Annotated in this window: 21 protein-coding genes; 11 read left to right on the top strand and 10 right to left on the bottom strand. The window is 70.5% G+C overall.

The features are described from left to right. The first annotated feature begins 15 nt into the window (after positions 1–15). Entirely contained in the window at positions 16–840 is an 825-nt protein-coding gene (locus tag IEY69_RS01015) for a phosphatase PAP2 family protein (protein ID WP_189071310.1), read from the top strand. Positions 841–947: 107 nt separating this feature from the next. Further along, entirely contained in the window at positions 948–1,634 is a 687-nt protein-coding gene (locus tag IEY69_RS01010; protein WP_189071309.1) for a c-type cytochrome, read from the top strand. 62 nt (positions 1,635–1,696) lie between these two features. Here the strand turns inward: IEY69_RS01010 and IEY69_RS01005 are convergent, their stop codons facing one another. Both IEY69_RS01005 and IEY69_RS01000 read right to left on the bottom strand, forming a co-directional pair. After that, positions 1,697–2,023, bottom strand: coding sequence for an HNH endonuclease (locus IEY69_RS01005; RefSeq protein ID WP_189071308.1), 327 nt, complete (start codon positions 2,021–2,023; stop codon positions 1,697–1,699). A 65-nt stretch (positions 2,024–2,088) separates the two neighbouring features. After that, positions 2,089–3,057 (bottom strand): DUF1517 domain-containing protein, encoded by a 969-nt coding sequence (locus IEY69_RS01000; RefSeq protein WP_189071307.1) that lies wholly within the window; start codon positions 3,055–3,057, stop codon positions 2,089–2,091. A 99-nt stretch (positions 3,058–3,156) separates the two neighbouring features. On the opposite strand from IEY69_RS01000, the gene IEY69_RS00995 reads away from it, so the two are divergent. Together IEY69_RS00995 and IEY69_RS00990 are read left to right on the top strand one after the other, a co-directional pair. After that, a complete protein-coding gene (locus IEY69_RS00995) occupies positions 3,157–3,522 on the top strand; it encodes a hypothetical protein (RefSeq protein ID WP_189071306.1) in 366 nt (121 codons plus the stop codon). An 84-nt stretch (positions 3,523–3,606) separates the two neighbouring features. Beyond that, on the top strand, positions 3,607–4,164 hold the full coding sequence (locus IEY69_RS00990; protein WP_189071305.1) for a desiccation-associated late embryogenesis abundant protein: 558 nt from the start codon (positions 3,607–3,609) through the stop codon (positions 4,162–4,164). Between the two features lie 65 nt (positions 4,165–4,229). On the opposite strand, the gene IEY69_RS00985 is transcribed toward IEY69_RS00990, so the two are convergent. Further along, positions 4,230–5,279, bottom strand: a complete 1,050-nt coding sequence (locus tag IEY69_RS00985) for a M42 family metallopeptidase (protein ID WP_189071304.1) — start codon at positions 5,277–5,279, stop codon at positions 4,230–4,232. A 129-nt stretch (positions 5,280–5,408) separates the two neighbouring features. Between IEY69_RS00985 and apaG the strand changes: the two genes are divergently transcribed. Further along, positions 5,409–5,801, top strand: a complete 393-nt coding sequence (gene apaG / locus IEY69_RS00980; RefSeq protein ID WP_189071303.1) for a Co2+/Mg2+ efflux facilitator ApaG/CorD — start codon at positions 5,409–5,411, stop codon at positions 5,799–5,801. Between the two features lie 158 nt (positions 5,802–5,959). On the opposite strand, the gene dusA is transcribed toward apaG, so the two are convergent. Further along, on the bottom strand, positions 5,960–7,006 hold the full coding sequence (gene dusA, locus IEY69_RS00975) for a tRNA dihydrouridine(20/20a) synthase DusA (RefSeq protein WP_189071302.1): 1,047 nt from the start codon (positions 7,004–7,006) through the stop codon (positions 5,960–5,962). 10 nt (positions 7,007–7,016) lie between these two features. Here dusA and IEY69_RS00970 point away from each other — a divergent pair, with 10 nt between their 5' ends. Continuing rightward, entirely contained in the window at positions 7,017–7,868 is an 852-nt protein-coding gene (locus IEY69_RS00970) for a group III truncated hemoglobin (RefSeq protein WP_229783525.1), read from the top strand. Here IEY69_RS00970 and IEY69_RS00965 read toward each other — a convergent pair. The 4 genes from IEY69_RS00965 to IEY69_RS00950 all read right to left on the bottom strand — a co-directional run bounded on the left by IEY69_RS00965 (position 7,856) and on the right by IEY69_RS00950 (position 11,748). Continuing rightward, positions 7,856–9,172 (bottom strand): LysM peptidoglycan-binding domain-containing protein, encoded by a 1,317-nt coding sequence (locus IEY69_RS00965; protein WP_189071301.1) that lies wholly within the window; start codon positions 9,170–9,172, stop codon positions 7,856–7,858. The genes IEY69_RS00970 and IEY69_RS00965 overlap by 13 nt on opposite strands. A gap of 455 nt (positions 9,173–9,627) precedes the next feature. Continuing rightward, positions 9,628–10,110: a hypothetical protein gene (locus IEY69_RS00960; protein WP_189071300.1), complete on the bottom strand. Its 483-nt coding sequence runs from the start codon at positions 10,108–10,110 to the stop codon at positions 9,628–9,630. 77 nt (positions 10,111–10,187) lie between these two features. Beyond that, positions 10,188–10,961 (bottom strand): TerC family protein, encoded by a 774-nt coding sequence (locus IEY69_RS00955; protein ID WP_189071299.1) that lies wholly within the window; start codon positions 10,959–10,961, stop codon positions 10,188–10,190. Positions 10,962–11,148: 187 nt separating this feature from the next. Next, positions 11,149–11,748, bottom strand: coding sequence for a TetR/AcrR family transcriptional regulator (locus tag IEY69_RS00950; protein ID WP_189071298.1), 600 nt, complete (start codon positions 11,746–11,748; stop codon positions 11,149–11,151). Between the two features lie 101 nt (positions 11,749–11,849). Between IEY69_RS00950 and IEY69_RS00945 the strand changes: the two genes are divergently transcribed. After that, on the top strand, positions 11,850–12,482 hold the full coding sequence (locus IEY69_RS00945; RefSeq protein WP_189071297.1) for a phospholipase A2: 633 nt from the start codon (positions 11,850–11,852) through the stop codon (positions 12,480–12,482). A gap of 51 nt (positions 12,483–12,533) precedes the next feature. Here the strand turns inward: IEY69_RS00945 and IEY69_RS00940 are convergent, their stop codons facing one another. Beyond that, positions 12,534–13,526: a nuclease-related domain-containing protein gene (locus IEY69_RS00940; protein ID WP_189071296.1), complete on the bottom strand. Its 993-nt coding sequence runs from the start codon at positions 13,524–13,526 to the stop codon at positions 12,534–12,536. Positions 13,527–13,589: 63 nt separating this feature from the next. Continuing rightward, a complete protein-coding gene (gene lysA, locus IEY69_RS00935) occupies positions 13,590–14,735 on the bottom strand; it encodes a diaminopimelate decarboxylase (protein WP_189071295.1) in 1,146 nt (381 codons plus the stop codon). Positions 14,736–14,851: 116 nt separating this feature from the next. Between lysA and IEY69_RS00930 the strand changes: the two genes are divergently transcribed. The 4 genes from IEY69_RS00930 to IEY69_RS00915 all read left to right on the top strand — a co-directional run bounded on the left by IEY69_RS00930 (position 14,852) and on the right by IEY69_RS00915 (position 18,078). Further along, positions 14,852–15,544 carry a GntR family transcriptional regulator gene (locus IEY69_RS00930; protein ID WP_189071294.1) on the top strand — a complete coding sequence of 231 codons (693 nt, stop codon included), beginning with the start codon at positions 14,852–14,854 and terminating at the stop codon, positions 15,542–15,544. Beyond that, positions 15,537–16,385 carry a sterol desaturase family protein gene (locus IEY69_RS00925; RefSeq protein WP_189071293.1) on the top strand — a complete coding sequence of 283 codons (849 nt, stop codon included), beginning with the start codon at positions 15,537–15,539 and terminating at the stop codon, positions 16,383–16,385. Before IEY69_RS00930 ends, IEY69_RS00925 begins: the two co-directional genes overlap by 8 nt. 89 nt (positions 16,386–16,474) lie before the next feature. Beyond that, a complete protein-coding gene (gene mnmA, locus IEY69_RS00920; protein WP_189071292.1) occupies positions 16,475–17,653 on the top strand; it encodes a tRNA 2-thiouridine(34) synthase MnmA in 1,179 nt (392 codons plus the stop codon). Next, on the top strand, positions 17,653–18,078 hold the full coding sequence (locus IEY69_RS00915) for a DUF5063 domain-containing protein (protein ID WP_189071291.1): 426 nt from the start codon (positions 17,653–17,655) through the stop codon (positions 18,076–18,078). The genes mnmA and IEY69_RS00915 overlap by 1 nt, the downstream gene beginning before the upstream one ends. Positions 18,079–18,086 lie beyond the last annotated feature (8 nt).

Below are 18,086 nucleotides of genomic sequence, written 5' to 3'. Positions count from 1 at the left end.
CATGATGTGGGCATCATGGAATCGCTGTGGTTGATGATCACGAACCTGGGTCGTGACGAGGTGTTCATCGTGGTGCTGGCGCTGTTCACGTGGCTGGTGCGGCCGCAGGGGGGGCGGGAACTGGGCGTGGCGTTCGCGCTGAGCTACCTGCTGAACTCCGCGCTGAAGTACGGTCTGAACCTGCCCAGGCCGTTCACGAACGATCCGTCGGTGGCATCGGAGGCCGCGCGGGCGACGGCGGGCGGGCCGGGCCTGCCGAGCGGGCACTCGCAGATGAGCGCCACGCTGTGGCTGGGCATCGCGGCGCAGCTGCGCTCGACAGGGTTCACGGTGTTCGCCGTCCTGCTGGTGGCGGTGATCGCGGCGTCGCGCCTGCTGCTGAACGTCCACTACCCCAGTGACGTCGTGGTGGGCCTGCTGCTGGGCGCTGTCTTCGCGCTGCTGGCGGCCCGGGTGCACTTCCCGCAGGCGGGTCTGCTGCGCTGGGGCATTCCGGCGGCGCTGCTGGTCGTCGCGGCCCTGATCCCGGCGGGCGCCCCGCGGGAGTTCGGGACGGGGCTGGGGCTGCTGGCGGGCTTCTGGGCGTCGCGCCCGACGTTCGCTCCGCCGCGGGACTGGGCCGGGCGGCTCATCGTGGCGGTGCTGGGGCTGGTGATGGTGTTCGCGGTGTACTTCGCGCTGGGCGCGCTGCCGCAGGAACTCAAGGACATGGGCGTAGTGCGGGCGCTGCGGTACGTGGCGCTGGTGCTGGTCGCCACCGAGGGCGTGCCTCTGGCGCTGCGCCGCTGGTTGCCTGCCCAGGCGTCTGCCGCGCAGGGGGCGCCGCAGGCCGTACACTGACCATCACCCAGTACCGTCGGGGCAGGTGCATCTGCCCCATCTTTCTCCCCGGATAGTCGTTGTCACATCCTTTCGCCGCGCTGTCGCGCCACACCGTGGAGGACCTCATGAACCGACCCGCCCTGCCCGTCACCCTGCTGATCGCCGCGCCCCTGCTGGCTGGAGCCGCCGCTCTGGCGCAGAGCTCCCCGGCCTCCACCTCGCCCGCCCCCACCCTGCGTGCCGGACCGGCCGACCCTGCCCACGGCGAAAGCCTGTCGGGCAGCTGCGGCAGCTGCCACGGCCCCACGGGCCGCGCCCCCGTCCTGAAGGGCGAACCCGCCGCGCAGATTCAGAACGCCCTGGTGGCCTTCCGCAGCGGCACGCGCCGCAACGGCACCATGCAGGGCGTCGCCTCGCGCCTGAGTGATCAGGACATCGTGGACATCGCCGCGTTCTTCGCCGGGACCGCCGCCGCCCCGGCCGCGCCAGCCACACCACCGGCCACGCCCCCCACCACGGCACCGTCCGCGACCGCCACGCCGGACGGGAAGGCGCTGTACCTGGAAGGCAACCCCGCCCGCGACCTGCTGGCCTGCGCGGTTTGCCACGGTGAGGACGGCAGCGGCGCAGATGCCGTGGGCATTCCAGCCATTGCGGGCCGCAGCGCCGCCAGCGTCCTGGCCACCCTGAAGGAGTACCACTCCATGCCGCCCGTGGGCATCGCGTACCCGGACGCCATGCGGATTGCCGTCAAGCCGCTGTCCGACGCGGACATGCAGGCCGTCTCCGCCTTCGTCGCGACCCTGAAGTAAACCTCAGCGCGTGACCGGACCGGTCTGTCAGCCCGTCCGGCACGGAAACGAGTCCAGCCCGGTCAGCGGACCCGCACGGCTTTCGTGGCCGGCTGCCTGCGAATCCAGGACACGAACCGCTGCACGTCATCATGGGCGCGCAGCGTATCCAGGTCGCTGTACTCGCGGGCCAGCTGCGCGTTCGTGAACGTGCGGTGCAGAAACTTGTGGCAGGACCCGCACAGGAGGGTGGTGGGCAGGTCCGTCACCCGCAGGCCCTGACGGCGGCCCTGCGAGCGGGGCAGCAGGTGGTGTTCGGTCAGCTGCGGCACCTCACGGTCACACAGCGCGCACGCGGGGGTGGGCTGCGGCGGCGGGGGCCACGTGGACTCGGGCTGGCGGCGGGCCATCAGGCCTCCAGCATAGGCACGACCCCCGGACTGCCACTGCGCCGGGGGTCGCAATCCCACCGGATCTACAGGCGGGTCAGGGTGGGGTACTTCTGGATGGCCTCGTCCTCCGAGAGGAATTCGCCGGGCGCGTCGGGGCTCCAGACGACGTCCGCGCGGATCAGGTCGCCGGGCGCGACGCTGCTGATGGCATTCAGGGCCGCGCGGGCCTCCTGCGTGGTGGTCACCCCGGCGGGCGGCAGGGCCGCCAGGGCGTGCGCGGCGACCATGATCGTCACGGCGAGGTACTGGTCACCAGGGTCCGCCCTGAAGGTGTAATCGTCCCGGTGCTGGTAGCCGCTCTGCGGGTCCCTGTTCTGGTAGTTGCTGGTGGTCTGCTCGGTGAACGCGGCGCGGGCCTCGGTGGCCCAGGCGCCCACCTGACTGTCGGCGGTGCTGGCCGAGCCCTGGGCGCGCTGCACGGTGCCGTACACCCAGCGGTCCGGGTGGCGCAGCGCGACCAGCGCGGCCTCCTGCAGCATGCGGGCTAGGCCCTCGTTGGTGTCGGGGTCGCCGGTCTGCGCGACGCGTTGCAGGGCGCGCTTGACCTCGTCGCCCTCGGCGAGCAGCAGTTGCACGCTGACCGCCTGCGCCGTGCCACTGACGCTGCCCAGGCCGCGGACGCCGCCGCCCAGGCTGCGGCGCATGGTCATCACGACCGCGAAGATCACCACCCCGAAGATGATCAGCCCGACCAGACCGAAGCCGCCGCCGCCCGTGCTGTACCCGTAGCCGCCGCCGTACCCGCCGTTGTTGATGATGATCGGGCCGCTGTACCCACCCCCGTACCCACCGCCGTAACTGCCACCGCGGGAGGAGCTGCCTCCGCTGTACCCGCCTGAACTGGAGCCCCCGGAACTGCCTGAGCTGCGTCCGCCGAAACCGCCGCCGGACTGGGCGTGCGCGACCGGGACGAGCAGAGCGGTCAGGAACAGCAGCAGGGCCGCGAGCAGCAGCAGGCGGCGGGGGGCGGCGCCGGGATGGGCTTGGGTCATGCGTCAGTCTACGGGGCGCGCGGCTCGGGCGGTCCAGCCGGGTACCTGCACCCTTCCTTCACGCCCGGGGGCCGCAGGAAGCGGGGCTACACTGCGGGGATGACGAACGTGATCACCCTGACCGCCGACACCTGGGAAACCTTCCTGGCCGGACTGTACGAACGCGACGACCGACTGGACCTGCGCCGGGACGGAGAGACCTACGCGAAGGACGAGGTGGTGGACGCCTGGGTCATGAGCGGGCACGCCGAGGCGCTGCGCAGCGCCGACCTGGACGGGGACGTGTGGGGCACCCTGGAGGACATCGAGGAGGAGGCCCCGGACGAGGAGGCGGCCTGGGCGAAGATCACAGCGTTCTACCTGGAACGCGGCTGCGTGCTGCTCCGCGTGGACGGCTACGAAGAGCCCGAGGAGTGGATTCTGGGCGAGGGTCTGGCCCGGCGACTTGGCCTGCTGACGTCCTGATGGAGCGGCGTGGAAAATCGGCCCTGAACGCCGTGTAAATCACCGCTCATCCTGCACAGATGAGCCGGGCGTAGGCTGACTCTCATGAAAAGTGACCGTCATTTCCCCGTGAAACGCCTGCTCGCTCTGGGCGCCCTGGTGGGCGCCGGAGCGTACTACTTCAGCCGTGAGCAGAACCGCCGCGCCCTGGACGCCAAACTGGCCGAACTGGGCCTCAAGGACGCCGCGCACGATGTGGGCGAGAGCGTCACGAAAGGCTGGGAGAAGACCAAGGAGGCCGCCAAGGATGCCGGCGCCGTCATTGCCGACAAGGCCGGCGAGGTCAAGGACGCCGCAGCTGGCGGCGCGCACGCCGCGGCGGACAAGGCCCGGGAAGTGGCCGGTGACGTGAAAGACGCCGTGCAGGGCGCCGCCGCGAAAGCCGGGGACGCCGCGAAGGATGTGGCCGGTACCGCCAGCGACAAGGCCAGCGACGTGAAAGCGGCCGCGCAGGACAAGGCCGCTGATATGAAGGCCGCCGCGACCGACAAGGCGGCGGAGGTCAAGGCGGACACCCAGGCCAGGGCGGCCGAGGTGAAAGCCGACACGCAGAAAGTCGTGAATGACGTCAAGGGCGCCGCCCGCGACGCCAAGAACCCCTGATCCATTCAGCACAGCAGCGCCCCGCCACTGATCGGCGGGGCGCTGCTGCCTGCTGCGGGGTGGGGTCAGCGGCGGGTGAAGTCTGCACCCTGCGGCAGGCGTTCCAGCCACGCGGCAATGATGTCCGTGCAAGCCTTGACGTCCCGCTCGTCCACCATCTCGTTCGGGGAATGCATGTAACGGTTGGGAATGCTGACCACGGCGGTCGGCACGCCAGCGCGCACGAGGGTCAGGGCGTCGGCGTCCGTGCCGGAGTACCGGCCTGAGGCGCTCAGCGTGAACGGCACGCCCGCCTCGCGGGCCGCGTCGGTCATCTGGCGGGTCAGGACAGGGCTGACCATCGGGCTGACGGTCAGGTTCGCGCCGGACCCGAAGGGCACCACGCCGTACTTCTTCTCGCTCACGCCGGGCTGTTTCGTCTCGTGCGTGACGTCCACGGCGACGCCCGCGACGGGGTTCAGGAGGTACCCGCCGAGCTGCGCGCCGAAGCAGCCGATCTCCTCCTGGCTGGTGCCGACGGCCACCACGCGGTACGGAAGGTTCTTCCCGGCGACGGCACGCAGGGCTTCGAGCACGATGAACGCGCCCACGCGGTTGTCCAGCGCGCGGCCCACGACGCGCGTGCCGACCATAATGGGGCCCTGCTCGATCACGGCGTACGTGCCGACTGGCACCTGCTCCGTGACCTCCTCCTTGGTCAGGCCCAGGTCGATCCACAGGTCCTCGATCTTGCTGGCCTTGGTGCGTTCGTCGGCGTCCATGACGTGAATGGCTTTCTTGCCGATCACGCCGATCAGGTCCCCGCCGGGCGCGAGCACGCGGATGCGCTGCCCCACGAGCACCTGCGGGTCCCAGCCGCCGACCGGCAGGACACTCAGGAAGCCCTCGTCCCCCACGTACGAGACGATCAGGCCGATCTCGTCCAGGTGGCCCATCAGGGCGACGGCGGGCGCGTCCTCGGGGCCGACCTCGGCGTACACGTTGCCGTAGTGGTCCTCGTGCGTGCGGGCGAAGGTGGCGGCCTCGGCCAGCCAGACGTCGGCGGCGCGGCGTTCCAGGCCGCTGGGCGCGGCGGCGTCCAGAAGGGTGAACAGGAAGTCACGGTTGATGGTCATCCCCGCGAGTCTAACGCCGCCGAGCGGTCCGCTCCGGCATGCGGTCCCCGCTGGACCCGGTGCAGCGTGAGGGCCGTCCGGTCAGACGCGCTTGGTGAACGCCGGTCATGATCCACAATGCAGGTGTTCATGCCGGACGTTCCCCCTTTCACAGACAGCCCCGACATCCATGTTCGCGTGGAGGTGCTGTTCATGCCCTCGCACAGTCAGCCGGGTCGGCTGGTGTTCGCGTACATCATTCATATCGAGAACCGCAGCGACCAGACGTGGAAGCTCCTGGCGCGCCACTGGGACATCGTGGACGGGCTGGGCCGCGAGACCAGCGTGGACGGTGAGGGCGTCGTCGGCGAGCAGCCGGTCCTGCCGCCCGGCGGGTCGTTCACGTACGACTCGTTCGTGACATTGGAGGCCGCGCCCGGCCACATGGGCGGCCATTACGTCATGCAGGACGCCTGGGGCGCGCGGGCGCGCGTGCCGATCGCGCCGTTCATCCTGGCGGAACCGGGCCGCACCCTGAACTGAGCCGGACTCCGGTTGAACGGTTTGCAAAAACGTTCAACCCGAGCAGAGCGAGCAGGAGAGAACCGGGTTCCGGACGTGGAGTTGACGGATCGGTGGTGTTCCGATCTATCAACGAAACAGACGGAATCCGTATGAGCCGGACGACCCTCGGGCTGCCTTCAGGCTGGGACGCGCTGGCCCGGGCGTTCGTCGAGCACGTGGTCCGGCACGCCTGCCAGCGCGGCGTGGATGACCTCCAGGCCTGCGCCGGGTTTGTGGCCCTGTTCGCTGATGGTGCGTTTCCAGTGGCGGGCGCCGGGCTGCCCGGCGAAGAGGCCGAGGGTGTGTTTCATCATGCGGTTCAGGGGCTGCCCGGCCTGGAGTTGCGCAGCAACGTAGGGCAGGTACGCGTGGATGGCCTCGCGGCGCGTGACGGGCGGGGTGTCCTCGCCGAACACGTCCTGATCGGCGCGGGCCAGGATGAACGGGTCCTGGTACGCGGCGCGGCCGATCATGACGCCGTCCGCCCAGCCCAGGGCGTCCTGCGCGGCGTCCAGCGTGAGCACCCCGCCGTTCAGGACGATGGTGAGGTGCGGGAAGTCGGCTTTCAGCTGCCACACGACCTCGTGCCGCAGGGGTGGAATCTCGCGGTTCTCCTTGGGGGACAGGCCCGAGAGCCAGGCCTTGCGGGCGTGCACGATGAACGTGTCGCACCCGGCGGACTCCACGGTGCGGATGAAGCCGGTCAGGTGCTCGTAGCTGTCGAGGTCGTCGATGCCGATGCGGTGCTTGACGGTCACGGGGAGGGTGGTGGCGGCGCGCATGGCGTCCACGGCGCGCGCCACGACGTCCGGGGTGCCCATCAGGCACGCGCCGAACGAGCCGCTGCTGACGCGGTCACTGGGGCAGCCGCAGTTCAGGTTCACCTCGTCGTACCCGTAGCCGTCCGCGATGCGGGTGCAGTCCGCGAGGGCCTGGGCGTCGCTGCCGCCCAGTTGCAGCGCGACCGGGTGTTCCCCGGCGTCGAAGGCGAGGTGCCGGTCGCGGTCGCCGTGCAGGATCGCGCCGGTGGTGACCATTTCGGTGTACAGCAGGGTGCGGCGGGTCAGGGTGCGGTGGAAGACGCGGCAGTGCCGGTCGGTCCAGTCCATCATGGGCGCGACCGACAGCGTGTGCGGCGGCCGGGTCTGCGCTGGGGTGTGCGGGGCGGGGGCGGGGGCACTCATCAGCCCGTCAGTGTACGCCGCGCCCCCCGCCCCCAACCGTGAGGCGGGTATCCTGCCCGCGATGCTCGTGACGTCCTCTCCCCTGCCCGGCTGGCCGGACGCCCGACCGCTGGGCACCGTCCCCATGCGGGACGCGGCGGGCCTACTTCTGCCGCACGACGGGGGGCCGGTGGCCGACCTGCGGGATCGGCCGGACCGCTGGGCGCTGCTGACGGACGTGACGGGGGCGCTGCGCCGGGGCGTGCCGGTCCTGGGCTGGGGCACGGGCGCGGCGCTGCTGGGCCGCGCGCTGGGCGCCGCGATTCACGGTTCGGAGGGGGGCCTGGAATGGGCGGCCCCCCCACGCGGCGCGCAGGTCCACGCCTGGGCGGGCGAGGTGCCGCGGCACTGGACGCACGGTCGCGCGGTGGCCTGGGCTGCCCTGGACCTCCCCGGGTGGGTGCGGACTGCGTTTCTGGCGGCGCTGCCCGGCTGGGCGGACCGCACGCCCGGCTCCCCGCTGGAGGAGGTCGGGGGCGTGGCGGCCCTGGATGCGGTCGTGGCCGAGTTCTACGCCCGCGCCCGCCGCGACCCGCTGCTGGGGCCGGTGTTCACCGCGCACGTCACGGACTGGCCCGCGCACCTGTCGCGCGTCACGGCGTTCTGGGTGACATTGCTGGGCGGCGACGCGGACCTCGCCCCGTGGCGGGGGAACCTGAACGGGGCGCACGCGGGGCTGGGCGTGCGCGGCGAGCACCTGCGGGCGTGGCTGACGCTGTGGGAGGCGACGGCGCGCGACCTCCTGCCCGCAAGCGCCGCCGACCTGCTGACAGCGCGTGCGCGGGCGATGGGGACGCGGCTGGGCGGCCGTCAGCGGGCGTAGCGGCGTCCGGTGTAGTTCGTGAACACCCCGATGCCGTAACTGACCCGCCGCACGCTGTCCAGCACGGCGTGCCCGTTCCAGGCGATCCCGGCGCTGCTGCCCCCGTCGAGCAGCAGCGCGTCGCGGATGCCCAGGCGCAGCAGCAGCTTGCCCATCTCGGTGGTCGTCAGTTTCGCGTGCGTGCTGACCAGCACGAGGTCGCGGTTGCTGACCAGTCCCACGGCGCTGCGCGCGGCCCGGCCGAACAGCGCCGGATCGCGGAACGCCGTGCTGTAACGCGTGACGACCTGCCCGCCACTGAGGATGCGCGGCCCGGTAGCGATCACGGTCTCCATGCCGGTCCAGGTGGTGTCCAGCGGGCGGCCCAGCAGCGCCGTGGCGCTGGGGCGGATCGCGGCGCGGTTGTCGGGCGTGATCGCCAGTGCCTGCGGGATGCGCCCCCAGGTGAGCAGGCGCCCCTGCATGACGATGTCCCCGGCGGGCGCGTAGGACTGCGGGTGAAAGTAGCTGCCGTTCACGAGCACCCGCGCTCCGCTACGCCGCGCGAGTTCACCCACTCGCGCACCCGAGTTGAACAGCAGAGCCCGGCCGGGCAGGACCGGCGCGACCAGCGTATTGCGCCAGCGCAGGTCCACGTTCGCGATCTGCACGGGAACATTCAGGGGCTTCAGGCGCTTGAACGTCACCGGGTCCCGCTGCGGGCGCGGAGGAATGGGCACCGGCACGTGGGACGGCACCAGCAGTTTCTTGCCAGGCACGATGTGCTTGAAGCTGCCCAGACCATTCAGGCGGCGCAGGCCGTCCACGCTCAGGCGGTAGCGGGCCGCCAGCAGCTGCGGGGTGTCCTTGACGCCCACGCGGACGTACCGGTACACGACGCGGACCTCGGTGGTGGGTGCGGGCGCCGCGGCGCTGCGGGTGCGCGGCGGAATCTTGAGGGGCTGCCCGATCACCAGAGCGGTGCCTTTCAGGCTGTTTCCCGCCTGCAGGGCCGCCACGCTCACGCCGTAGCGCGCGCCGACCGCGCTGAGGGTGTCGCCCTTCTTCACGGTGTACACGCCCTGCCCGTTCACGGCCCGGACCGGGAGTGCCGCTGGGCCCGGGCCGACGAGCCGCAGGACCTGTCCCACCCGGATGGTGTTACCGGTCAGGCCGTTGAGTTGCTTGATCCGGTCGATGCTGACGCCGGTACGGGTCGAGATGCGAAAGAGGGTGTCGCCCGACCTGACCTGAATGCTGGCCGGGACAGCCAGCGCGGCGGGCCCGAGTCCGGCCAGCAGAAGAACAACAAACAGTCGCCGCATGGGGTCACACCTGATCACAGTTGCCCTCCCGGGTCGTGAACTGAAGCTGACGTGACGTTCATGCCCGGACCACACGCCTGACCCGGTCCGGTGCCCCTCATGATGAGCTGCCGCGCCCGACGCGAATCTGATGACCGGACCTCACGCGTCCGGCTCAGCCCGACGCGTGACGAGCCCACCCGACAGCCCGCACAGGTAGGGACCCGGAGGCCGCGAGCCCGGGGGCTGACAGCGGTGTTCAGGTGTGTCGAGGGGGTCCCTCAGCACACCTGAAAAGAGCGGACTCGCAGAGCTGCAGAGCAGAGCGGGAAGCCGTCAACATCAGACATCAGCGGTGGGAAGTGGAGCCCAGGGGCGTGCCCCTGGCCCCAGGGCAGAACTGGACACCGCTGTCAGAAGTGAGGGGGGCTCCTGACGGTGTCAGGAACTGCCCGTCTCAGGGGAGCCGGGCGATCTCAGGTGCCGGGCGTGCTGCCGGGGAACACGGCCACGCGGCCCACCATGTACGCGCAGCCGTACAGGAACAGCGTCGCGACCGGCAGCAGGCGCAGACCCAGGCGCTGCGGCGTGAGTTTCTCGCGGATCATCAGTTCGATCAGGTACAGGCTCAGGAGGCAGAATCCGGCGTACATCCAGTGCTCCCAGTCGCGGCTGGGGTCGACCTTATACCCGTACTTGCTGGCTCCGTTCCCGATGTCGGTGGCGCTGGGAACTTTGGCGCCGCCCAGGGCCAGCAGCAGCCCGGTGACGCCCGGCAGCAGCGTCAGCACCCAGGTCACGCGGAGCCACACCATGAACCCCCCGCCCACCGCGCCCTTGATGGCGGGGGCGAGACTCCAGACGAACAGCACCAGGGTCGCCAGCGCGTAGGGCGTGGGGAACAGCAGGGCGGCGGGGCTGTTGATCTGGTAGCCGTGAATGAGGCGCAGGAACTCCATGTGTGCAGCGTATTGCATTTGCGGGCCCGCAAAAGCCCCGCCCTCCGGGTGGGGGGCGGGGCGGGTGACGGGTGGGCTCAGCTGGCGTCGGGGTGGCGGTTCGTCTCGTGCAGCTGCACGGCTTTGCCGCGCCGCATGCGTAGGTTCAGGAGTTCCACGGCGATGGCGAAGCCCATCGCGAAGTACGTGTAGCCCTTGGGGATCTTGAAGCCGAAGCCGTCCGCGATGAGGTTCACGCCGATCAAGAGTAGGAACGCCAGGGCGAGCATCTTCACGGTCGGGTGCGCCTGCACGAACTCGCCGATGGGGCGCGCGGCGACCAGCATGATCAGCACCGTCACGACGACCGCCGCGACCATCACGCCGATGTCGTCCGCCATGCCGACGGCCGTGATGACGCTGTCGAGACTGAACACGATGTCCAGGATCATGATCTGCCCGATGATCGCAGCGAAGTTCGCGCCCGCCACCTTCCCGGCGGTGGGGGTTCCCTCGTGCGCGCCGGGCCCTTCGAGTTGCTCGTGCATCTCCTTGACGGCCTTGTACAGCAGGAACAACCCGCCGAAGATCAGGATCAGGTCCCGTCCGGAGAAGCCCATGCCGAACAGCGTGAACAGATCGGTTTTCAGGCTGTAGATCCAGCTGATCGAGAACAGCAGGCCCAGGCGCATGATCATCGCGGCCAGCAGACCGATGGTGCGGGCGCGTTGCCGCTGCTCGGGCGGCAGCTTGCCCGCCAGGATGGAGATGAAGATGACGTTGTCGATGCCGAGCACGACTTCCAGCAGCAGCAGCGTACCGAACGCCAGCCACGCTTCGGGCTGGGTGATCCAGCCGAACAGTGATTCCATGTTGTCACTCCCGAATTCAGAAAGCGGACGCTGCCACGCACGTCCAGGATGCCGATGGGGGTGGAGAAACCCGAGTCCGCGCCCGTGCGGCGCGCCACTTCTTATGCTCCGCGAGAAGGGGACCACCCATCGTGAGGGTCACCTAAATGCCCTTCATGAACTGGTCGCCCCGGTCCAGGGTGCAGCGTCACCCCCCCTGCGGGGTCGCACCGTCCAGGAACACCGCCAGCAACGCCCGCGCCGTTCCCTGTGGATCCGCCGACGGCGCCCCGGTCACCAGGGGGTACGTGATGGCCAGGAACGCCCGCGCCAGCATAGCCGGGGGCAGGTCGCCGCGCAGTTCACCACGCGCCGCGGCCTCCTCGAACAGGCGCGAGAGTCCCCCCACCCACACCCGGCGGTACTCCTGCTCGAACGCCGCGCGCCGGTCCGCACTCACGTGCCGCAGTTCACTGGCCAGCTGCAGGCCCACCCGCTGCTCGGGCGCGCTGGCCACCAGTTCGTACACCAGCGTGTCCAGCTGCAACCGGATGCCCACCTGCGAGTGCGCCGCGTGGATCAGGCGGCTCAGGCCCGCCAGGGTCCCCTCCAGCATCGCCAGAAACAGCGCCTCCTTGTCCGCGTAATGGTGGTACAGGGCAGGTTTGGTCACGCCCACTGCCTCGGCCACCTCGCGCATGCTCACCCCGTGATAGCCGCTCTGCACGAACAGCCGCGCCGCCTCCTGCTGGATGCGGGCGCGGGTCGTATCAGGCACAGCAGGGGAAGACACAGGAGGAACCGTCATTGCCGCTCATGATAGCGGGGCGCGGGGCTGGCACCAGCCTGACACAAGGGCGTAGAGTGAAAAGCGTCACACAACCCATCGCCTCTCTCAAGGAGTTGCCCATGCGCCGAGTCTTCCCCGCCGCCGCCCTTACCGTCGCACTGCCCCTGGCCCTGGCCGCCTGCTCCCAGCAGGCCACGCCCAGCGTGAACCCCTATGCCACCCGCCCTGAATTGCAGGACGCGGGCAGTCAGGCCATCCTGGCCCGTTACGGCACCGACCCCGGCCTGACCGCCGCGCTGCAGGAAGCGTACGGTGAACGCACCACCGTCCTCTCCTACCCCAGCGTGCCCGCGCTGGGCGCGCAGGATTACGCCAGCGACCGACTCGCGTACATCAAACGCACCGGGTGGGGCACCGTCAGCAACTACAACAACCAGTACAGCGCCTACAGCGGCACGAGCAATCCCTACACCGGCCTCACCTGGACCCGCGACGGGTGCAGCGCCCCCGACGGCCTGGGCCTCGGCTACCGCGAGGACTTCCGCCCCGCGTGCAACGTGCATGACTTCGCGTACCGCAACCTCAAGGTGTACCAGCGCACCGACGCGAACCGCCTGACCAGCGACGACGTGTTCTACACGAACATGAAAGCCATCTGCGCCGCGAAGAGCTGGTATGCCCGGCCCGCCTGCTACAGCGCCGCGTACGCCTACTACCAGGGCGTCCGCATCGGCGGCAGCGACAGCTTCTAAAGCGGAAACGCAGGAGGCGGGGCGTAGTCAGCTCCCGCCTCCTGCCTGTGTTCAGGCGGGGTTCGTCCAGTACGCCCAGGTGTGCCCGCCCGCGCAGGTCGCGGTGAATTCCAGGCCGCGCTTGCTCACCTTCCCCGGCTGCCCGCACGCCGCGCACACCGGCTTGGCCGGCGTGTTGCCGCCGCAGTCGCCGCACTTCAGGTAATACCCGTACTTGCCGAACTGCACGGTCACGTTCGCGGACGAGCAGGCGCGGCACGCCACGTCCGGGCGGGGACGCGCCTGCGCCTGCCGCTCCTGCGACGTGCGGACCGGGGTGGCGCTGTGTCGTTCCGGGCGTGCGGGCTGAACCGGGGGTGCACTGACGGGCGCGGCTCTGGTCTGGGCCGGTTCCGGTGCGGCAGGCGCCTCCTGGGCAGGTGCTGGAACGTGGCGGTTCCGCAGGAACGCCTGAATGCGGGTCATCTCGGCGTCGGTGAGGCCAAACGAGCCGAAGGTCTTCTCCTGCTCGGCCCCGATGATGGCCTTCACGCGGTCGGGCACCTGATCGGCCTTCACGAGTTCCGGCACCTCCGATTTGCGGGTGATGCGCCCACCGTCCGAGATGGCGACCAGCACGTCGCGCCGCACGCCGGTCAGGGTGCGCTGCTTGAGGCCCAGCATGGAGCGGTCCATCAGGTCAGTCGTGTGGTCGTCCAGCAGGGCCAGCAGAAGGTCCAGTTGCCGCCGCGCCTGAAGGACCGGAGACGGCATGCCGCGTCCCTTACGGTTCCACCAGCGGGTCCACTCGCCGTGCTCGTTCACGCTGACCTGTCCGGCCACGCTCTTGCTCTCGACGATCAGCAGGCCGAACCGGTGCAGGATCAGGTGGTCGAGCTGCGCGACCTCGCCGCGCCGTTCCAGGCGGAGGTTGTGGAACACGAACTTGCGGGGGTCCTCCGCGAAGGCGCGTTTGAGGTAGTGGGCCATCTGCCGTTCCGCGTCGTACCCGGCGCGGCGCAGCGGGTCGGTGTGCTGCTGGGGTTCGAGGTCCTTGACGATCACCCGGTCACGCTAGCGCGTCCCGTCCGCCGGAGGAGGCGAAATCGCCCACGTGGACGCGAATTTTTACACGTTCTCCTCCGCGCGCCAGATGTCCTGTGGGGTTTCGCGCTGGCGGATGACGGTCCAGGTGCCCGCGTCGTGCAGGACCTCGGCGGGGCGGGCGCGGGTGAGGTAGTTGCTGCTCATGGCGGCGCCGTACGCGCCGGCCTCGTAGATGGCGAGGAGATCGCCGGGGTGCGGGTCGGGCAGGGTGAGGTCGCGCCCCAGGAGGTCGCCGCTCTCGCAGGCGGGTCCGGCGAGGTCCCAGGTGTCGGACCCGCTGCGGTCCCAGAGGGGCGTGACGGGGTGTTGCGCGCCGTACAGCATGGGGCGCAGGAGTTCGGTCATGCCCGCGTCCACGAGCACGAATTTGCGTCCGGTGCGTTTGGTGCCGACCACGCGGGTCAGGAGGGTGCCCGCCTGCGCGACGAGGTAGCGGCCGGGTTCCACCCACAGCTGCGCGCCGAAGGTGGCGGCGGCGGCGCGGGCCTCGCGGGCGATGCCGCGCAGGTCGGCGCCGAGGCCCCAGCCGCCCCCGGCGTCGAGGACGTCCAGCGGGCCGGTGTGGGCGCGCAGGTCGCCGAGGCGGTGGAAGGCGGCAGTGAAGTCGTGCGCGTCGCGGATGGCGCTGCCGATGTGCACGTGCAGGCCCAGTGCCGTGTGCCCGGCGGCGCGCAGGGCGTCAAGCACGCGCGGGACCTGTTCGAGGGTCACGCCGAACTTGCTCCCCGCGGCGCCGGTGGCGAGGTGGTCGTGGGTGCTGACGTTCAGGGCGGGGTTCACGCGGACCAGCGCGCGGGAGGCGGGCGGGAGCAGGCGGACCTCCTCCTCGCGGTCGAGGATGAAGGTCGCGCCGAGTTCTGCGCCGGTGGCGTACTCGCCGGGCGTCTTGGCGGGGCCGTTCACGAGGATGCGGTCACCTGCCGCGCCGATGTGGGCGGCGCGGGCGAGTTCCCCGGCGCTGACGCATTCGAAGCCGACGCCCTGGGCGTGCAGGCGGCGCAGCAGGGTCAGGTTGGGGTTGGCTTTCATGGCGTAGTACACGCGGGCGTCCCCGAACGCGGCGCGGACGCGGGCCAGCGCGGCGTCGAGTTCGGCGGCGTCGTAGACGTACAGGGGCGTGCCGTACGTATGCGCGGCGGTCTGGAGGTGCTCGGGCGTGAGGCTCATGCCGGGGAGTGTACCGGGCGGGGCGGGCCTGACAGGTGGGAGGGGTTGACGGGCGGGTGGCGGTCAGCCCACACTGGTCAGACCACTGACCACTGAGCTGTCCCGAGGAGGTTCGCATGTCCGCCCCCACCCCTGCCCCGCTGCGGCCCGCGCTGCACGCCGAGGACACCCTGCTCGCCCGCCTGCTGGACGGCACGTACCCGCCCGGCAGCACCCTGCCCGCCGAACGGGAACTGGCCGCCAGCCTGGGCGTCACGCGGCCCACCCTGCGCGAGGCGCTGCAACGCCTGGGCCGCGACGGCCTGCTGGAGATCCGGCAGGGCAAACCCACCCGCGTCCTGCACCCGCACGAGGGCGGCCTGCGCGTCCTGGCGCACCTGTCCCGCCACGGCGAACTGGGGCGCATGGTGCCGGACCTGCTGGACCTGCGCGCCGCGCTGCTGCCCCACTGGGTCGCGCAGACCGCCGACCGCGACCCGCAGCCCCTCCAGGCTCATCTCGGCTCGCCGCCCGCCGAGTCGGACGACCCGAACCTGCCGCAGACGTTCACAGCGTTCGACTGGGCGTTCCAGACGCTCGCCGCGCACGGCAGCGGGAACGCGCTGGCCCCGCTGCTGCTGGGCGCGTTCGCCGAGGTGTACGCCCGCGCCGGGGCGATCTACTTCAGCGACCCGCAGCGCCGCGAGCGCTCCCGCGAGCACTACCGCGCGCTTCACGCCGCGCTGCCCCTGGGACCCGCGGCCGCCGAGCAGGTGGCGCGCAGCACCAGCCTCGACAGCCTGCAGCTGTGGGAGGCGCGCCGTGTTTGACCTGATCCGCGCCGCGATTCCCGTCTTCCTGCTATCCCTGCTGATCGAGTGGGCCGCGTACCGATACCTCAGCCACGACCACGATCACGACGGGCCGCACGAGCACTACGGGTACGGCACGCGCGACACGGTCACCAGCCTGAGCATGGGCATCGGGAACGTCCTGATCAACCTCTTCTGGAAGGGCGTCGTCGTGACGATCTACGCGGCGCTGTACAGCCTCACGCCGCTGCGCCTGCCGCAGGACGCGTGGTGGGTGTGGGTGCTGCTGTTCTTCGCGGACGACTACGCGTACTACTGGTACCACCGCGTCAGCCACGAGGTCCGGCTGTTCTGGGCGAGTCACGTCGTGCATCACTCCAGCCAGCATTACAACCTGTCCACCGCACTGCGGCAGACCTGGGTGCCCATGACCGCCCTGCCGTTCTGGCTGATCCTGCCCCTGCTGGGCTTCGCGCCGTGGATGGTGCTGCTCGCGCAGGCGTGGAACCTCCTGTACCAGTTCTTCGTCCACACCGAACGGGTGGGCCGCCTGCCCGCCCCCATCGAGTCCGTGCTGAATACGCCCAGCCACCACCGCGCGCACCACGGCAGCAACGACGTGTACCTCGACCGCAACTACGGCGGCATCCTGATCGTCTGGGACCGCCTGCACCGCACCTTCCAGCCCGAGACGGAACCCGTCCGCTACGGCCTCGTGCACAACATCCATACGCACCGGCCCGTGCAGGTCGCCTTCCACGAATTCGCGGCCCTCTGGCGCGACGTCCGCACCGCCCGCAACTGGCGCGACCGCCTGCACTACCTGACCCGCCCACCCGGCTGGCAGCCCGAACGGTAAGCCTCCCGGCGGCCCCACCCCGCACCCGCCTCAATTGCCGCGCGCGTCACCGCCGGGCAAGTGGGGCGGGTGTTAAGCTGCGCGGCTGTATGAGTGCCCCCTCTCCTGCCTCCGCGACCGTCCCCGCCCCTGCCGCCGCTGCCGGGGAACGGGTGCTGTGCGCCATGTCCGGCGGCGTGGACAGCAGCGTGACGGCGGCGCTGCTGAAGGACCAGGGGTATCAGGTGGTCGGCGCGATGATGCGCTTCTGGCCCGACGACAAGCGCACGGACACCTTCGATTCGTGCTGCTCGCCGGACGCGGCGTACGAGGCGCGCCGCGTGGCCGAGCAGGTGGGCGTGCCGTTCTACCTGCTGGACTACCGCGAGCAGTTCCAGCGGCACATCGTCGGGCCGTTCATCGACGAGTACAGCAAGGGCCGCACGCCGAACCCCTGCGTGAACTGCAACACCAAGGTGAAGTTCGACGAACTGGTGAAGAAAGCCAAGATGCTCGGCTGCCGCTACGTGGCCACCGGGCACTACGTGAAGCGCGTGGAGAACGCACGGGGCGAGGTGGAATTCCATCGGGGCGACGATCCCCGCAAGGACCAGACGTACTTCCTGTGGGGCACGCCGCGCGACGCGCTGCCGTACATCCTCTTCCCCGTGGGCGAACTGGAAAAGCCCCGCGTGCGCGAGATCGCCGCGGAACGGGGCCTGCTAACCGCGCAGAAACCCGAGAGTCAGAACATCTGCTTCGTGCCGGGCAAGGTGCAGGACTTCGTCGCCGAGCACATCCCGCAGAGCCAGGGCTTCATCCGTGAGATCAGCACCGGCGAGGTCGTGGGTGAGCACCTGGGCACGCAGTTTTACACGCTGGGCCAGAAGAAGGGCCTGGGCCTGTACCAGTCGCACCGCGTGCGGCACGTCGTGCACCTGGCGCCCGACACGAACACCGTCTGGGTGGGCGACTACGACGACTGCCTGTGGACCGGCCTGAAAGCGCAGAGTGCCAATTACCTGATCGACCTGACCGAACTGCCCGAGGAGCTGGAGGTGCAGGTCCGCTACCGCACCGCACCAGTGAAAGCCCGCGTGATCCGCGCCGACGAGAGCGGCTTCGAACTGGCCTTCCAGGACCCGCAGTTCGCGGTCGCGCCCGGCCAGAGCGCCGTGCTGTACGCCGGACCGCGCCTGCTGGGCGGCGGCCTGATCGAGGACCACGTGCCCACGCTGCCCGAACCGAAAGCCCCGCCGAAGAAACGCCCTGCTGTGCTGCTGTCCTGATGCTGCCCCTGGTGCGCCGGGTTCACGCGGCTCTGCTGGACCGCGAAGGCCTCGCGCCCGGCGCGCTGGCCGACCTGCTGAGTGAACTGCGGCGGGAGGTGCAGGCGCTGCCCTTCGGCGTCCCAGACGCTGATGCCCTGCCGCGCGAGGCGTACCACGAGCTGCGCGCCCGGATTGTCGTGGCGTGGCCGGAACTCGGCTTCTACGACCCAGCCACCGGGCGCGCCCTGGGCCACTGCGACCTCCCCGACGAGATCGGCGACGCGCTGGACGACCTGACGGACCTCGCCCTCGACCTGAGCACGGCTCTTGCGCTGGCCGACACGGACGAGGACGAGGCGCTGGCGTGGCTGCGCTTCTCCCACGACACCCACTGGGGCGACCACGTGCAGGACGTCACGCGGCACCTGCGCTGGCTGGGCTAGACCCTTGA

The sequence above is a fragment of the Deinococcus sedimenti genome, assembly GCF_014648135.1.
Classification (GTDB): domain Bacteria; phylum Deinococcota; class Deinococci; order Deinococcales; family Deinococcaceae; genus Deinococcus; species Deinococcus sedimenti.
The sequence above is the reverse complement of the archived record's forward strand: the minus strand, read 5'-3'. Positions and strand labels throughout refer to the sequence as shown.

Coding starts and splice junctions, on each gene's coding strand:
- IEY69_RS01010 (WP_189071309.1), top strand. CDS start 948: ATGAACCGACCCGCCCTGCCCGTCACCCTGCTGATCGCCGCGCCCCTG.
- dusA (WP_189071302.1), bottom strand. CDS start 7,006: ATGAGTGCCCCCGCCCCCGCCCCGCACACCCCAGCGCAGACCCGGCCG.
- apaG (WP_189071303.1), top strand. CDS start 5,409: ATGCCGGACGTTCCCCCTTTCACAGACAGCCCCGACATCCATGTTCGC.
- IEY69_RS00960 (WP_189071300.1), bottom strand. CDS start 10,110: ATGGAGTTCCTGCGCCTCATTCACGGCTACCAGATCAACAGCCCCGCC.
- lysA (WP_189071295.1), bottom strand. CDS start 14,735: ATGAGCCTCACGCCCGAGCACCTCCAGACCGCCGCGCATACGTACGGC.
- IEY69_RS00945 (WP_189071297.1), top strand. CDS start 11,850: ATGCGCCGAGTCTTCCCCGCCGCCGCCCTTACCGTCGCACTGCCCCTG.
- IEY69_RS01005 (WP_189071308.1), bottom strand. CDS start 2,023: ATGGCCCGCCGCCAGCCCGAGTCCACGTGGCCCCCGCCGCCGCAGCCC.
- IEY69_RS00930 (WP_189071294.1), top strand. CDS start 14,852: ATGTCCGCCCCCACCCCTGCCCCGCTGCGGCCCGCGCTGCACGCCGAG.
- IEY69_RS01000 (WP_189071307.1), bottom strand. CDS start 3,057: ATGACCCAAGCCCATCCCGGCGCCGCCCCCCGCCGCCTGCTGCTGCTC.
- IEY69_RS00915 (WP_189071291.1), top strand. CDS start 17,653: ATGCTGCCCCTGGTGCGCCGGGTTCACGCGGCTCTGCTGGACCGCGAA.
- IEY69_RS00950 (WP_189071298.1), bottom strand. CDS start 11,748: ATGACGGTTCCTCCTGTGTCTTCCCCTGCTGTGCCTGATACGACCCGC.
- IEY69_RS00955 (WP_189071299.1), bottom strand. CDS start 10,961: ATGGAATCACTGTTCGGCTGGATCACCCAGCCCGAAGCGTGGCTGGCG.
- mnmA (WP_189071292.1), top strand. CDS start 16,475: ATGAGTGCCCCCTCTCCTGCCTCCGCGACCGTCCCCGCCCCTGCCGCC.
- IEY69_RS01015 (WP_189071310.1), top strand. CDS start 16: ATGGAATCGCTGTGGTTGATGATCACGAACCTGGGTCGTGACGAGGTG.
- IEY69_RS00990 (WP_189071305.1), top strand. CDS start 3,607: ATGAAAAGTGACCGTCATTTCCCCGTGAAACGCCTGCTCGCTCTGGGC.
- IEY69_RS00985 (WP_189071304.1), bottom strand. CDS start 5,279: ATGACCATCAACCGTGACTTCCTGTTCACCCTTCTGGACGCCGCCGCG.
- IEY69_RS00995 (WP_189071306.1), top strand. CDS start 3,157: ATGACGAACGTGATCACCCTGACCGCCGACACCTGGGAAACCTTCCTG.
- IEY69_RS00965 (WP_189071301.1), bottom strand. CDS start 9,172: ATGCGGCGACTGTTTGTTGTTCTTCTGCTGGCCGGACTCGGGCCCGCC.